Annotated in this window: 14 protein-coding genes; 6 read left to right on the forward strand and 8 right to left on the reverse strand. The window is 42.0% G+C overall.

From position 1 onward, the window contains the following. Nucleotides 1–84 precede the first annotated feature (84 nt). The 4 genes from ubiG to AC0J5Y_RS00685 all read left to right on the forward strand — a co-directional run bounded on the left by ubiG (nt 85) and on the right by AC0J5Y_RS00685 (nt 3,029). On the forward strand, nt 85–915 hold the full coding sequence (gene ubiG, locus AC0J5Y_RS00670) for a bifunctional 2-polyprenyl-6-hydroxyphenol methylase/3-demethylubiquinol 3-O-methyltransferase UbiG (protein WP_475131079.1): 831 nt from the start codon (nt 85–87) through the stop codon (nt 913–915). A 35-nt stretch (nt 916–950) separates the two neighbouring features. Further along, nucleotides 951–1,661, forward strand: a complete 711-nt coding sequence (locus AC0J5Y_RS00675) for an HAD family hydrolase (protein WP_475131080.1) — start codon at nt 951–953, stop codon at nt 1,659–1,661. Nucleotides 1,662–1,763: 102 nt separating this feature from the next. After that, nucleotides 1,764–2,639: a YciK family oxidoreductase gene (locus AC0J5Y_RS00680; RefSeq protein ID WP_475131081.1), complete on the forward strand. Its 876-nt coding sequence runs from the start codon at nt 1,764–1,766 to the stop codon at nt 2,637–2,639. A 123-nt stretch (nt 2,640–2,762) separates the two neighbouring features. After that, entirely contained in the window at nt 2,763–3,029 is a 267-nt protein-coding gene (locus AC0J5Y_RS00685; RefSeq protein WP_011512508.1) for a DksA/TraR family C4-type zinc finger protein, read from the forward strand. A 120-nt stretch (nt 3,030–3,149) separates the two neighbouring features. On the opposite strand, the gene AC0J5Y_RS00690 is transcribed toward AC0J5Y_RS00685, so the two are convergent. The 3 genes from AC0J5Y_RS00690 to ompR are packed head-to-tail and all read right to left on the reverse strand — an operon-like array spanning nt 3,150 to nt 5,145. Beyond that, nucleotides 3,150–3,338, reverse strand: coding sequence for a hypothetical protein (locus AC0J5Y_RS00690; RefSeq protein ID WP_475131082.1), 189 nt, complete (start codon nt 3,336–3,338; stop codon nt 3,150–3,152). A 39-nt stretch (nt 3,339–3,377) separates the two neighbouring features. Next, nucleotides 3,378–4,337 (reverse strand): CobW family GTP-binding protein, encoded by a 960-nt coding sequence (locus tag AC0J5Y_RS00695; protein ID WP_475131083.1) that lies wholly within the window; start codon nt 4,335–4,337, stop codon nt 3,378–3,380. A gap of 43 nt (nt 4,338–4,380) precedes the next feature. Beyond that, nucleotides 4,381–5,145, reverse strand: coding sequence for an osmolarity response regulator transcription factor OmpR (ompR, locus tag AC0J5Y_RS00700; RefSeq protein ID WP_413519508.1), 765 nt, complete (start codon nt 5,143–5,145; stop codon nt 4,381–4,383). Nucleotides 5,146–5,562: 417 nt separating this feature from the next. Between ompR and AC0J5Y_RS00705 the strand changes: the two genes are divergently transcribed. After that, entirely contained in the window at nt 5,563–8,082 is a 2,520-nt protein-coding gene (locus tag AC0J5Y_RS00705) for a Tex family protein (protein WP_475131084.1), read from the forward strand. Between the two features lie 136 nt (nt 8,083–8,218). Here AC0J5Y_RS00705 and AC0J5Y_RS00710 read toward each other — a convergent pair whose 3' ends face one another. Continuing rightward, nucleotides 8,219–8,656, reverse strand: a complete 438-nt coding sequence (locus AC0J5Y_RS00710; RefSeq protein ID WP_475131085.1) for a hypothetical protein — start codon at nt 8,654–8,656, stop codon at nt 8,219–8,221. A gap of 592 nt (nt 8,657–9,248) precedes the next feature. Then, nucleotides 9,249–10,547, reverse strand: a complete 1,299-nt coding sequence (locus tag AC0J5Y_RS00715; RefSeq protein WP_475131086.1) for a saccharopine dehydrogenase family protein — start codon at nt 10,545–10,547, stop codon at nt 9,249–9,251. A gap of 430 nt (nt 10,548–10,977) precedes the next feature. Between AC0J5Y_RS00715 and AC0J5Y_RS00720 the strand changes: the two genes are divergently transcribed. Continuing rightward, nucleotides 10,978–11,133, forward strand: coding sequence for a DUF1328 domain-containing protein (locus AC0J5Y_RS00720; RefSeq protein ID WP_011512513.1), 156 nt, complete (start codon nt 10,978–10,980; stop codon nt 11,131–11,133). 147 nt (nt 11,134–11,280) lie between these two features. Here AC0J5Y_RS00720 and AC0J5Y_RS00725 read toward each other — a convergent pair whose 3' ends face one another. The 3 genes from AC0J5Y_RS00725 to AC0J5Y_RS00735 all read right to left on the reverse strand — a co-directional run bounded on the left by AC0J5Y_RS00725 (nt 11,281) and on the right by AC0J5Y_RS00735 (nt 13,746). Then, nucleotides 11,281–11,574 (reverse strand): 4a-hydroxytetrahydrobiopterin dehydratase, encoded by a 294-nt coding sequence (locus AC0J5Y_RS00725; RefSeq protein WP_133103928.1) that lies wholly within the window; start codon nt 11,572–11,574, stop codon nt 11,281–11,283. A gap of 307 nt (nt 11,575–11,881) precedes the next feature. Further along, complete coding sequence (locus AC0J5Y_RS00730; protein WP_475131087.1) at nt 11,882–12,175, reverse strand: GNAT family N-acetyltransferase; 294 nt, start codon at nt 12,173–12,175, stop codon at nt 11,882–11,884. 227 nt (nt 12,176–12,402) lie between these two features. Continuing rightward, a complete protein-coding gene (locus AC0J5Y_RS00735; protein ID WP_475131088.1) occupies nt 12,403–13,746 on the reverse strand; it encodes a fatty acid desaturase family protein in 1,344 nt (447 codons plus the stop codon). Nucleotides 13,747–13,870 lie beyond the last annotated feature (124 nt).

Raw genomic sequence — 13,870 nt, forward strand, 5'->3', positions numbered from 1 at the left:
GTGACGATGTACTTACGGCAGTTTTGCAGCTCGCATGTTAATATTGAGTCTTTATTCACATACTATAACAATAAAGGAAAAACCATGAGCCAAGCTTTATTTTCTGGGCAGCCTTTGCACACTCAAGCAAATGATAGTGGCATGGCTGACGATTCCATAAACGCTATCAATGTGGATCCAAGCGAAGTTGAAAAATTTAATAAATTGGCGGGTGAGTGGTGGAATAAAACCGGTGCCTTTGCTACCTTGCACGAAATCAATCCGCTGCGTCTAAACTGGATAGAGGAAAATGTGAAGCGTGGCTACGTGAGTGCTGATAGTCAAAAAATGGCAGAGATGGGCTTGGCGGGTAAAAAGGTTCTTGATGTCGGTTGTGGCGGTGGTATCTTATCAGAATCAATGGCACGTCGCGGCGCAGATGTGACAGGTATCGACCTTGGGACAGAAAATCTCAAAGCAGCAAGCCTCCATGCTGAACAAAGTAACTTACAAGATACCTTGCGCTATCAGCATATTCCGGTTGAGCAATTGGCGGCTACCTATGCTGGTCAGTTTGATGTGGTCACCTGTATGGAGATGCTAGAGCATGTACCAGATCCAGCCGCTATTGTAGATGCTTGTTTTAAGCTGTTGACGCCAGGTGGCGTATGCTTACTATCAACGATTAACCGCAATCCAAAATCATATCTGTTTGCTATCGTTGGTGCAGAGTATGTCCTGCGCTTGCTGGATCGCGGTACGCATGATTATGCCAAGTTTATCACCCCAGCTGAGCTCGATAAAATGGCGATTGACGCCGGTTTTATGCGCCAAGATATCATTGGACTACATTATAATCCATTGACCAAGCGTTACTGGTTGGCTCAAAACGTCGATGTTAACTATATGATAGCAGTACAGAAACCTCTCGCTTAATATCCTTTTTACCACCTTAAATAAGAGCCTTCGTAATGAGCCAATTTGTAAAAGCGGTCTTATTTGACCTAGATGGGACATTGATAGATACTGCTGCCGACTTCGTACGTATTATTGGCAAAATGAGCCAAGAAAACGGCTGGCAAGCGCCGTCTGAGACAGAGATTCGTGAGCAAGTATCGGCAGGTGCTTCAGCGATGGTGCAGCTTATGCTACGTCATAATGAGCAGACAGACTTTAGCGAAGAGACGTTACTTGAATTTCGTCAGCAGTTTTTAGACGATTATGAAGCGGATATTTGTGTGGATAGTCATGTTTTTGACACGCTTGAGGGCGTTTTAAGTGCCCTTGAAGAAAAAGGTGTACCTTGGGGTATAGTGACCAACAAACCGCGCTATTTGTCAGAGCTGTTATTAGAAAAAATGCAACTAGATATGCGCTGTGCGGTTTTGGTCTGTCCTGATGATGTGTCACGCCCTAAACCTGACCCGGAGCCTATGTACGCGGCGCTAGAGAAGCTTGGTATCCCTCGCGGCGCTGCTGCAAGCGTGATTTATGTTGGCGATCATATCCGTGATATCGAAGCTGGCAATGCCGCTGGTATGCCCACTATTTTGGCCGCTTATGGTTATATTCCGCCTGAAGATCAAAACAACCTGAAGAAATGGGGCGCAGATTATATTACGGAAACCCCTGAGCAGTTGAGTAAGTTACTGCTCTCTTCTGGTAAGTTTGACTATTTGTAACTTCAATGAGCCATAAGATTAGGGTGTTATCAGGCAGTATTTGACAACATAGCATAATGGTTAACCATCCCAATTATTAAACGATAAGCAGTGAGTAACGCCATGAGTGACCATATCAACCCATTAGCGAATCAGTCGGCAAACCATTCAGCTGACAATATAGCCAATAATATTGAAAGCCATCAGACTGAATTGCAATCGTCTGCAAACGAATTAACCCACGATGATATTCGTGACTTTATACCCTCTGAAAACTGCTTAGATGGCAAGACCATTTTAGTCACAGGCGCAGGTGATGGCATTGGTCGGGTCGCTGCATTAACTTATGCTCGCTATGGTGCGACTGTGCTGTTATTGGGGCGTACTAGCAGTAAACTTGAATATGTCTATGATGAAATCGAGAGCTTTGGTGGCAAGCAGCCTGCTATGTTACCGATGAATCTAGAAGGGGCTACCTATGCAGAAATGCAAAAGCTAGAAAATTTGATTCATAGAGAAGTTGGTCAGCTTGATGGGATATTGCATAATGCGGGGATGCTTGGTCCATTGACCCCACTTGAGATGTACGATGTAGATATGTTTGCTCAAGTCATGAAGATTAACTTCACGTCGACCTTTATGCTTACCCAAGCGCTACTGCCGTTACTCAAAGATGCACCGCATGGTTCTATCGTATTTACCTCGAGCAGCGTTGGTACGCATCCTCGCGCATTTTGGGGTGCTTACGCGCTGTCTAAGCAAGCGGTAGAAGGAATGAGCGATATCTTTACTCAAGAGACGCAAAACACCACCAACCTGCGTTTTAACTGTATCAATCCGGGTGGTACTCGCACCAATATGCGTGCTCACGCTTATCCAGGTGAAAATCCGATGAGTCTGAAAACTCCTGAAGATATTATGGCAGGTTATGTGTGCTTGATGAGTGATGAAAGTATCGGGGTACGTGGACAAGTGGTTGAGTTACAACCCAAGGATTGAGCGAAAATTTGTCTGCGCAGGTAGATTGAAATTGCTGATATCTAACCCCATCTATTTGTTATCAAAGACCTTTATGCTCGATTAAAAATACGCATAATGAATAAAAGTAAATAGGATAATAATATGGCAGGTGGTTGGTCAAGAGATGGTGCTGAGCATGAGCAAATGGATGCGACCGTTAATGATGCGCTAGAGCGCGCACGCCGTGCATTACCGACAGGTAAAAGCGCAGAGTTTTGTGATGAATGTGGTAAGGCGATTCCAGAAGCTCGCCGTATCGCAGTACCGGGTGTACAGCATTGTGTGGGCTGTCAATCTGAGCTTGAGCAAGAAGCAAAAGCTGCGGAATTGTTTAATCGCCGTGGCAGTAAAGACAGTCAGTTACGCTAATAAAACCAATGCTGCTCAATAAAAAAGCCCCCACTATTTCGATAGTGTGGGCTTTTTTATTGGTTCTATTTTTATCAACAATCTTTCTATCACTGCAATAGATGGCTATGCAATCATTAGCTATAGTATCAACGCCATGAGTTCATGGTCATAGGCTTCCCAATCTAGCTTAACCTCTATCGCATCTTCTTGCCCAGTACTTGTTTGCAAAATAATTTCTAGTCGGCTGTCGGCTTGTACGCTCACTGTCTTTGTGGACAAGCTATCAGGCGTAAAATTGATTTGTAGCCAGCCATTAGACGTATGCAATACGCCCTTGATGCGTTGCCAGTTTGGTAGCGTTAGCAGTCAATCCTGTAACTTATCAGCATTTAATATATAGTCCGCTGGTAGTCGCCAACCTGCAACTACGATATCTTGCTGTAATTCATGATAACGATAGGGCAGCTCGATGTCTTTGTCTACCTGAATATCATGATCGTTTGTGGAAGGGTCGAATAATGAGTTATTCGATAATGAATGACTCAGCGGCTGCAAGCTAATCACAGATTTTTTCGGCTGAGCGATATTGACTGTCCGCTGTTGTGAGATGGTCTGGCTAGGCTTGGTCAGCTGCGCTCTTAAAGTTGCTAAATAAGTATTTACTGTGGCTATATCATTAGAAGTCGTTTGATAATCGGAATCTGCCCAAATAATAAAAACCTGTGCATTTAGCTTGGCGATCCATAATTGCAACATTTGTTTTTCGTCAGCATTCAGTTGATCATAGCGATTAATGATCAAGACATCGGCATCACGAATATGCGCTTGGAACCCTTCGTGAGCACGATATTTGTCTTGTTGCCACTGCAGAGCATTAAGTACAGTTATGACCGCTTGCATCTTTAGAGCCGTCTGCCAATGCGGCACGCTAAGCTGCCGTATAAGCTCACGTGGATGAGCAAGCCCTGTTGGCTCAATAAGCAGGCGCTGCGGATGATGGTCACTCAGCAGGCGACTAATAGCGATTTGTAAAGGTAACTGGCTGGTACAGCAAATACAGCCGCCGCTAACTTCACGAATAGCGATATCATTTTGAGCGGAATTGCTATCTTGTGAGCTTGCAACCAATGCTGCATCGATACCAATCCGACCAAATTCGTTAATCAATAATGCCCAACGCTCATCAGTGGATTTATCGGCAATCAATTGATTAATAAGTGTGGTTTTGCCAGAACCCAAAAACCCTGTCACCAAAGTGCAGGGTATATTTTGATGAATAATAGAGGATTTCAATGTTGCGCCCGTTGTATTAATAGGATTACCCATTAATAGTATGATATATCAACGGACACAAGCAATACTTAGAAATTTAAAGTGATTCGCTCTTAGCTGCTTCGACTTCTGCTTCATCAGGTACGAATACATAGCCTACGCCCCAGACAGTCTGGATATAACGTGCTTGTGAAGGATTGTCTTCAATTAAGCGGCGCAGACGTGATACTTGAACGTCAATTGAACGCTCCATCGCACCCCATTCACGACCACGGGCAAGGTTCATCAGCTTATCACGGGTCAATGGCTCGCGTGGATGCTGAACCAATGCCTTCAGTACCGAGAATTCACCGGTCGTTAAGGTGACAACATTGCCGTCACGTTTGAGCGTACGTGTCGATAAATCAAGTGTCCATGGACCAAATTCTACTACTTCAAGCTGATGACTTGGTGCCCCTGGTAGCTCACGATTTTGACGACGGAGTACTGCTTTGATACGTGCCAATAGCTCTTTTGGATTAAATGGCTTTGGTAAGTAGTCATCCGCACCCGCTTCTAGACCCGCGATGCGATCAGCGTCGCCACCTTTAGCCGTGAGCATAATAATAGGGATGTCGCCATTGTCTTCGCGCAGACGCTTACAAATACTGATACCGTCTTCGCCTGGTAGCATCAAATCAAGTACCACTAATGAAAAAAGCTCACGCTGCAGCAGCTTATCCATTTGATTGCCATCATGGGCAGTACGGACAACAAAACCATCGTCTTCTAGAAAGCGCTGTAACAAAGAGCGCAATCGTGCATCGTCATCAACGACTAGAATACGCTGAGTTAAGGTATCGGGGCTGTTATTTTCAGACATACAGGCATCCTCTTATAAAAATTATTATTAGCAAAATTATTGTTAAAACGCACCAGTCAGTATATTTACTCTCAATAAAAACAGTGTGAATACCACTTTTACCATTTATTAGTGCAACTACTTGAGCATCATTCCATCGATTGGCAAAAAAATATAAAAATGAGAACTATTGTTCAGTACGTTGGTACACAGCCATATCTGTGCTGATGAGACTTTAGTGTATAAGATTGCAGTCATAATTGCATCACTGATAAAGGCAAATGCTGTAGGTGTTTGTTTAATAAAGCGTCAAGAGTGTGCTCATTAAACGATTTTTGCGATAAATAACATGATAAATAACGAAAGGATAAAAAGGATTTCTATTCATGCAGCTTTTGCTATAATGCAAAACTACATTTCTCAACGATTGATACGTCTATGAGTAGCACTGATACCTTAACGCCATCTCAAACCTCAACAAATGCACAGGTTTTGGATGCAACCACACACGCGAATATTCACGACAAGCTTGCTCGCGCGCTTGGCATTAAGACTGCTCAAGTCAATGCGTTTGTCAAACTGTATGATGAAGGCGCGACTGTTCCCTTTATTGCCCGTTACCGCAAAGAAAAGACACAGAATCTCGACGATGCGCAATTGCGCGCGCTAGAGAAGTCTCTCAATTATGAACGTGATATGGCAACCCGTCGCCTTAAAATTATTGAATTACTGAGCACACAAGGCAATTTGACTGACGAGCTGCAGACACGTATTGATAATGCAACCTCAAAACTTGAGCTTGAAGACATCTACTTGCCATATCGTCCGCGTCGCCGTTCACCAGCTGCCAAAGCACGTGCTGCTGGTCTTGATATTGCGGCACAAGCAGTGTTAACGCAAAACGTGACGCCAACCGATGCATTAGCAGACTATCAAGTACAATCAAGTATTACTGATGAAAGCGGTAATGAGATTGAAGTTGATTTTAGTGATATCGAGAAGCAAGTTGCTGGTGTACAAGCCATTATCGTAGATGAATGGACACAAGCGCTAGACTTGTTAGATCATTTACGCAGTAGTTTTGCCAAAACAGCCAGTATCATATCGAGCGTTGCCAGTGAAGAAAAACGTGAAGTCGGTGAAAAATTCAAAGATTACTTTGAGCATAGTGAAAGCCTTGCACGTTTGCCAAATCATCGTCTATTAGCGATGCTACGTGGTCGTCAAGAAAACGTCTTGGGTCTAAAAATTGAAGGCGAAGATACTCCTTTTATTGAAAAAATTATTAAGCATTTTGAGGTTGATGCTAAAGCGCCAACCGAGCGTCAAGAATTTTTGACAGAAGCGGCGAGCAGCTTATGGAAAGACAAATGGCGTCCGCATATCGAGCATCGTTTATTAACTGAAAAGCGTCTGACTGCAGAAGCGGCTGCGATTGATGTTTTTGCCAATAATTTACAGCATTTACTGATGTCAGCACCTGCTGGTCGCAAAGTTATTTTAGGTGTTGATCCCGGTATCCGTCATGGCGTAAAAATGGCGATTGTCGATGCTCAAGGTCATGTAATGTTAGATGCCGAAGACAAACCTGTTATCGCAACGGTTTATCCATTTGCGCCTGATAATAAAATGACTGAAGCCAAAGTAGTTATCGATGAGTTATTAAGTACTTATAATGTGGATTTAGTGGCTATCGGTAATGGTACGGCAAGCCGCGAAACAGACACAATGATTAAAGAGATTTTGGTGGCTAACGAGTCATTAAAAGCCAAAGCAGTCATTGTGAATGAATCTGGCGCGTCAGTCTATTCTGCCAGTGAGCTTGCTTCTGATGAGCTTGGTGATTTAGATGTCTCTGTACGTGGGGCAGTATCTATTGCTCGTCGTCTACAAGACCCATTGTCAGAGCTGGTCAAGGTAGATCCAAAAGCCATTGGTGTTGGTCAATATCAACATGATGTCAATCAAGCTCAGTTGGCAGATAGTCTTGATAAAGTCACACAAGACAGCGTTAATGCCGTTGGTGTTGATGTGAATACGGCAAGCCCCGCTATTTTGGCGCACATTGCTGGCTTAAATAAGAATGTTGCGCAGCAAATCGTTACCTATCGCAAAGAGCATGGCGCTTTTGATAGCCGCGAGTCATTGAAAAATGTGCCGCGATTAGGTGCTAAGACCTTTGAGCAAGCCGCAGGCTTCTTACGCATACATGATGGTAGCAATCCGCTTGATGCAACTGGTGTACATCCAGAAAGCTATGCGCTAGTTGATAATTTACTTGCACAAACAGGTAAAGCCTTGCCAGAAGTTATCGGTAACGATGGTGTGTTAAACAGTATCGATACCACAGCGCTAGCAGCTAATGATGAAAATGTTAGCGTAAAAGCGATTTTAGATGAGCTTGCTAAGCCCGCTCGTGACCCACGTCCTGAGTTTAAGACGGCTAACTTCCGTGATGATGTGAACAGTATTAAAGATTTGAGCGAAGGCATGACACTAGAAGGGGTTGTTACTAACGTGACTGCCTTTGGTTGCTTTATCGATGTTGGCGTGCATCAAGATGGTCTGGTTCATATCTCGCAAATGGCCAATGACTTTGTCGCAGACCCGATGAACCGCGTCAAGCCCGGTGATATTGTCTCGGTCCGTGTCATCTCTATTGACGAAAAACGTGGTCGTATTGGTTTTAGTATGAAACCTGAAGCTGAAAAAGCTGCACGACCAGCAGCGAAACCTGCGACGGCAAATGTTACTAATAATAATGAGAGTACCAGTCGTCCGCGCAGCAATCGTCCAGCTGGCGATAAGCGTCCGTCTAAGCCTAAGCGTCAACCTAGCAGCAATAGTAGCGACAGTCGCAGCAAGGCGCCTCGTGCAGAAAAAGCAGAAGCGCCTAGCAAAATGGGTACTTTCGGTGCGCTATTGCAAGAAGCAGGCGTGACTAAAGCTAAGAAATAAGACGTCTTATTCTAACTAGAAACAAAAAAGGCAGCCTAATGGCTGCCTTTTTTACTCAATCAAATATATTAATGATGCTTTCTAATTACTATATTTATTTCAATAATCGCTTTAGTATAATTACTTAGGTATTTACTTATAGCTCATCTTCTTCTGAAACTTCTGCTAAGTCTTCTTCTACATCTAGCACTACATCTTCAGAGATAATTTCCGTTGTTTGTAATTCCGAATTTTGTAAAGATTCTACTGGCGCTTTTATTTCGGTAGTCATCGGTTGTTGAACGTTGGGTGCTTTTATCTCAGTAGTCATTGGCTGTTGACCAATATTGCTATTGACGCGTGCGCGCGAAATTGTTTGAGTTTCGCTAATCGCAAACGGCGACATTTTGTTTGTTTTAGAAGTATTTGCATCAGTCTCATTGCCTGTGCTTTCAGTTTTGGCTTCAATAGCCATCTCAGCAGTGGCGGTCGTCTTTTTAGCGGCTTTAGTATCAGCTGGAGCTGCCATTGCCAATGTCGGAACAGTAAGGGCTGCGCCAATCAGTAATGATAAAGCTAGAGTATGGTTTTTCATTTATTTAATCCTCAATTTATATTTTTATAATGTCAGCTATAGTTAAAATACTTTAAAAACACTACAGTGCTACTGGGATGAATTTTTCGAAGCCTCTGGAGTGCAAGGCGCACAGCAAGCGAGGAAAATTTATACCAGTAGTACAGGATTATTGATGTATCGATTTTACTTTTCATTGACTATAAAATGGTCGTAGAGATAACTTTGATTAAATGCAGTCTAATATAGTACTTATCTATGTAGAATACAGAATCTATATATTTAAAATAACTAACATATAATCTATAGAAAAAATAAAATCATGATAATCAATAGGCGACTATCATGATTTATTCGTATAAAAATTTTGGTCAGCGTACAACGTTATCTATAAATATAAAAGACGTCGTAAACACTAGGCACGATAATAACAATTTAAATACTAAATATTCAGTGGTACATCCATGAACAATCTAACGGAGACCTACTAATAAGTGATGTCGTGCAATTATTGTAGTATTATTGTTAGATAAAAATCGCACCTTGTGACCAAAACGCAGTTATTTTAATACTATTAGTTGAATAGTATAGAAACTGCTTTTTAGGCATAAGTTTAGCTATCAATCACATCAAAGCTCAGACCAGCGTGTTTCTCCAAACGAGCAAGTAGCTTGTCACCCATTGCTGAAGCAGGTGTCCAAAAACCACCGTTCACTTCTTCTTTGCTGATATCTTGCGCTAGACATAATGCCGCTTGCGACAACATACGTGAAGTGCTGCCATAGCCTGGGTCTTTATCCCCTGTTACTTTGATAGTAATACTGTCTTTGTTAGCTGTTTGTCCAAAGAGACGAATATCAAAATAGCCGTTTTCTTGCTCTTCTTTAGAAGGTCCTGAGCCTGATTTAGGCAATACGTGCTTGGATAATAACTCGCGGCTTGGCGTAATCATCATGGCAGTGGAAAAGCCGAGCAAGCCTGCACTCAAGGCGTAACTCGTCAGCTTACCTTTGAGACCATCTTTCATCCACATTGCTTCATCATATTTAAATTCGCGTCCATATTCATAACCAAGCAACTGATTACTGCGATGCACAATACGCGTATTGATACTTGCCATCACAAAAGGTGCAAGCCAGCGCTTATGTTCGCTATCGTATTCTGGTTTACTGACATTGCTCTGACGTACGTTTGGCGCATCTTGATCATCGTTCAGCAAATAAGGGTTTGCCACTTGCTTACGACGAGATTTATCTTGTCCAACTTCCTCAAAGATGGTTGCCATTGAGGCAATCGTACCGCCTGATAGTCCACCTTTAGCAGCTTTCACACGCATTTGAATGACATCACAAGCACTGTCAAACTTCGCTTCTGATTGCTTTTGCGTAAAGTAAACGCCTAAATCTGATGGGATAGAATCAAAGCCACACGAGTTGACGATACGGGCGCCGCTTTGTTTTGCCGCCTCTTGATACTTATCCATCATGTCCTTGATAAATATTGCCTCACCAGTGAGATCAACATAATCTGTGCCATTATCAACACACGATTTGATAAGCGGTTCGCCGTATTTAAGATAAGGTCCAACGGTTGAGATAATGACTTTCGTCTGCTCGGTCATTGCATCAAGGCTTGCCGCATCATCGCTATTGGCAATGATAATGTCTACTTTACTATTAAGGTTGGACTGCAACTCGTTGAGCTTCTCTTGATCACGACCTGCTATCGCCCAAGTAATCTCCGCGCCGCTCTTATCTTTGTTAGCAGACAAAAACTCTGCAAGATAATGGGCAGTGATTTGCCCAACAAAGCTGGTTGCCCCATATAAAACCACCGCATAAGCTCGTTTTTCACTATTAGATTTTTTGTTATCACCTGATGAGTTGGTACTCTTTGATATATCCGTATTCATCGTTATTTTCCTTGTTAATGTGCTTTGTCAAATGAGTGTTATATGAAAATGATGGTTAAGATTAATTTAGATTAAAAAAAAGGCGTCACAAATAATATTTATCAAATCAAACGTAATATCTTTGGATAATCTTCTCATATACCTAGTAGTACTTAAGTGCTTATTTACTGTTTCCACACATAAATACTGAAAATATCTGCAAATGGTAAGATTTGCTACAAAGTTTACATAACCTATCGACATTATTACCAAAATGAACCTTTTAGATTGAAAATCATTGCTACTCTATATTCCTGAGCACTAAAAGCTGTAAAAAAATAAAAGCAAAATATCAGATGATTGAGATCGGTAGTGTAAGTCGTTAGCTGTACATCATTTATATAGCAACCTTATTATTTGACTTTTCAATTACTATTTTAGGAGAATTATTATGTTTCGTTGGGCTATTATTTTCGCCGTCATCGCATTGTTAGCAAGTTTCTTAGGATTTGGTGGTGTTGCTGGATTGTCTGCAAACTTCGCCTATATCTTGTTAGCATTAGCAGTCATTCTATTTATCGTGGCATTTGTTAGCCGCCGTATGTAATAAGAAAAGTATACTCGTTCTATAAAGCCATTAGCCAGTTAGAAAACTGGCTAGTAAAAAAGACCTCAGATACTATCTGAGGTCTTTTTTTATGGCTAAAACATAGCTGTCTGCTATATGACACATAGTAAGCGCACAGCTTAATATTTATAGGCGTTTAGGCTGGACGATATGTTCCATACGTTTTGCTAAACGAACATCATGGCTGGTGATACCGCCAGTATCGCCTGTAGTCAAGCGAACTTCTACTACGTTATAGGTATTACTCCATTCAGGATGATGCTCTAACGCTTCAGCATGAAAAGCGGCTTGATTCATAAAGCTCATAGCTTCAACAAAATCGCCAAAGTGATAGGTTTTTACGATCGCGTTACCTTCGCGCTGCCAGCCTGGTAGTTCTTCTAGCTGCAAATCGACTTGTTGATTAGATAAACTGCTCATGGTGATATCCTTTATTATTATGGTGGATAGAAAAATCATTATTAACGACAAAATAGCATGGCAACTACTGTACTTTTTATTTGTCTTCCCGAATGCAATAAACGCTTATAAAAGCCATAGGGAAAAACCCCCACCCGCTACTGATATTTTATTATATATTTGGCTAAAAAAATATAATAGAAGTATCAAGAAGATAGGGGGGCAATGACGTTATTAGTGAGAGTATATAGCGCTATTATAACGGTTAATAGAGCAAACTATCGTAGCTAGTTATCGTTAAACATACTCACTTATTCAATAGTTTGAACTATAGTAGATCTTTATAGTGAGGATTTTTATCAATATACGAGGCTACAAACGAGCATTGCGGCACTACTTTCTTATTGGTTTCACGAGCATAATCCAATGCATGTTTTACCAATGCTGAGCCAACCCCTCGACCACCTAACTCCTGTGGGACGATAGTATGATCATATACCAGCTTATCCTCGCGCTCTTTGTAACTGATATAACCTGTCTGCCCATCAATCGAAGTCTCAAAGCGTTTCGCTGCCTCATTATGGACGATATTCATATCTGATTTTGTACCGACGTTACTCATAAAAACTCCCTATTTTCAAATATTATAATTATTTCTACTTTTGTTATTGTGCAGTTTTCTAGTTTCCATCTCTAGGCTGCTAGCGTAAGAGTAGATAGGGCAAATGTTAACATTTTTAACGGGCTTCTATTTTATGGTTTCTACCTTAGAGTGTCTACTTAAGTTTAAAAATGCTACTGCCATCGTATATAAGCGCTCATCACGTATAAAATGCCAACTATAAAGCATCAGGCGTAAAACATAGCTTGGCGCACAACTTGAGGGAGAAACCTTCTAAAACCATGTGATATCTCAGCAGTGCTGTTAGAGGCAAAGTTATTATTGCCTTTGTCAGCATTGCTATTATTATTTGATAGCGATTGTGTGTAAGCGTGCCATTCATCGGCACTTGGCTTACTAAAATGGTGAATGCGTTCCAATACTTGTCGAAATTGTGTCCCAAAGCGCCCAGTATTGTAAGCCAGATTGTATTTGTGGCAGATGGCTTTTACCTGCGGGGCGATACTCGCATAATGTCTGGCTGGCATATCAGGGAAGATATGATGCTCAATCTGATGGGATAAATTGCCTGTCAAAATGTGAAACCATTTATTCCCTTTAATATTGCTAGAGCCAAGGATCTGACGCACATACCAGTCGCCTTTGCTTTCATTGGCATCGAGATGCGTATAAATATGCGCCTGCTCGGTAAAGTGACCACAGAATATCACTGCCCATGTCCATAGATTGCGAGCGATATTGGCAGTGATATTACCGCTTAGAGTCGTCAAAGCACTACCACGACCTAATGTCAGACCTACCACCGTAGGAAAAGCAATATAATCTTTACCAACTTGCCGGGCGATTTTGCCAAATAGTGCACGAGCTTTTGGCTGCATTACGTCTGTCAGTTTTGGTACGTCTGCGTACTCGTCGACACTGATTTGAATATCATGGAAGGCGACGGCCCATTCAAAGCCTAATGCCAATATCATCGTCTTAAATAAGTTATAGCGATCGCTTGGCGTCCAAGGCTGCTCATCAGTAACGCGAATCAAATGGTAGCCGACATCATGGTCGCGACCGACAATATTGGTAAAAGTATGGTGTAAGTAGTTATGCGAATGCTGCCATAGGGGTGCAGGGCAAACGATATCCCAATCAAACTTTTGGCTGTTAAGGTGAGGGTGCTGCATCCAATCATACTGACCATGCATGACGTTATGCCCAAGCTCCATATTGTTTAAAATTTTACTAAAACTCAGTAAGGATGTGCCAAGTAGCCAAACGCTAAGTTTGCTACGTTTTGATGATAATTGCCCAGCGAATGCAAGCAGTACGCGTGAAATGACCTCGCTATATACCACGGTCCCATAAATACGCTGAATATAGCGCGCATCATCGCCACCTAGTGAGTCCATTACGCTTTGATACAGTGCATTCAATTCATTAGCCAAGGCTTCGGTCTGTGCTTTTGGTAGTGGCGCAGCTGTTAACGTCGGATATCGCGTGGTTTTGAATGGTGCATCGACTAATGAAGTTATAGTAGAGACTGCAGATATAGCCTTAAGAATAGGGGGTAACAAGCGCATAGATAGTCCTTATCCGAAGGTGCATCAATAAATCGTAAGCACAACGTTCGGTTTAATCATCGGTGTCAGTTTTAGTAAACATTACAAATAAATGTTTATGCAAGGCTGTCTTATCCTTGATCAT

The organism is Psychrobacter sp. TS_SC_6 (assembly GCF_056156305.1).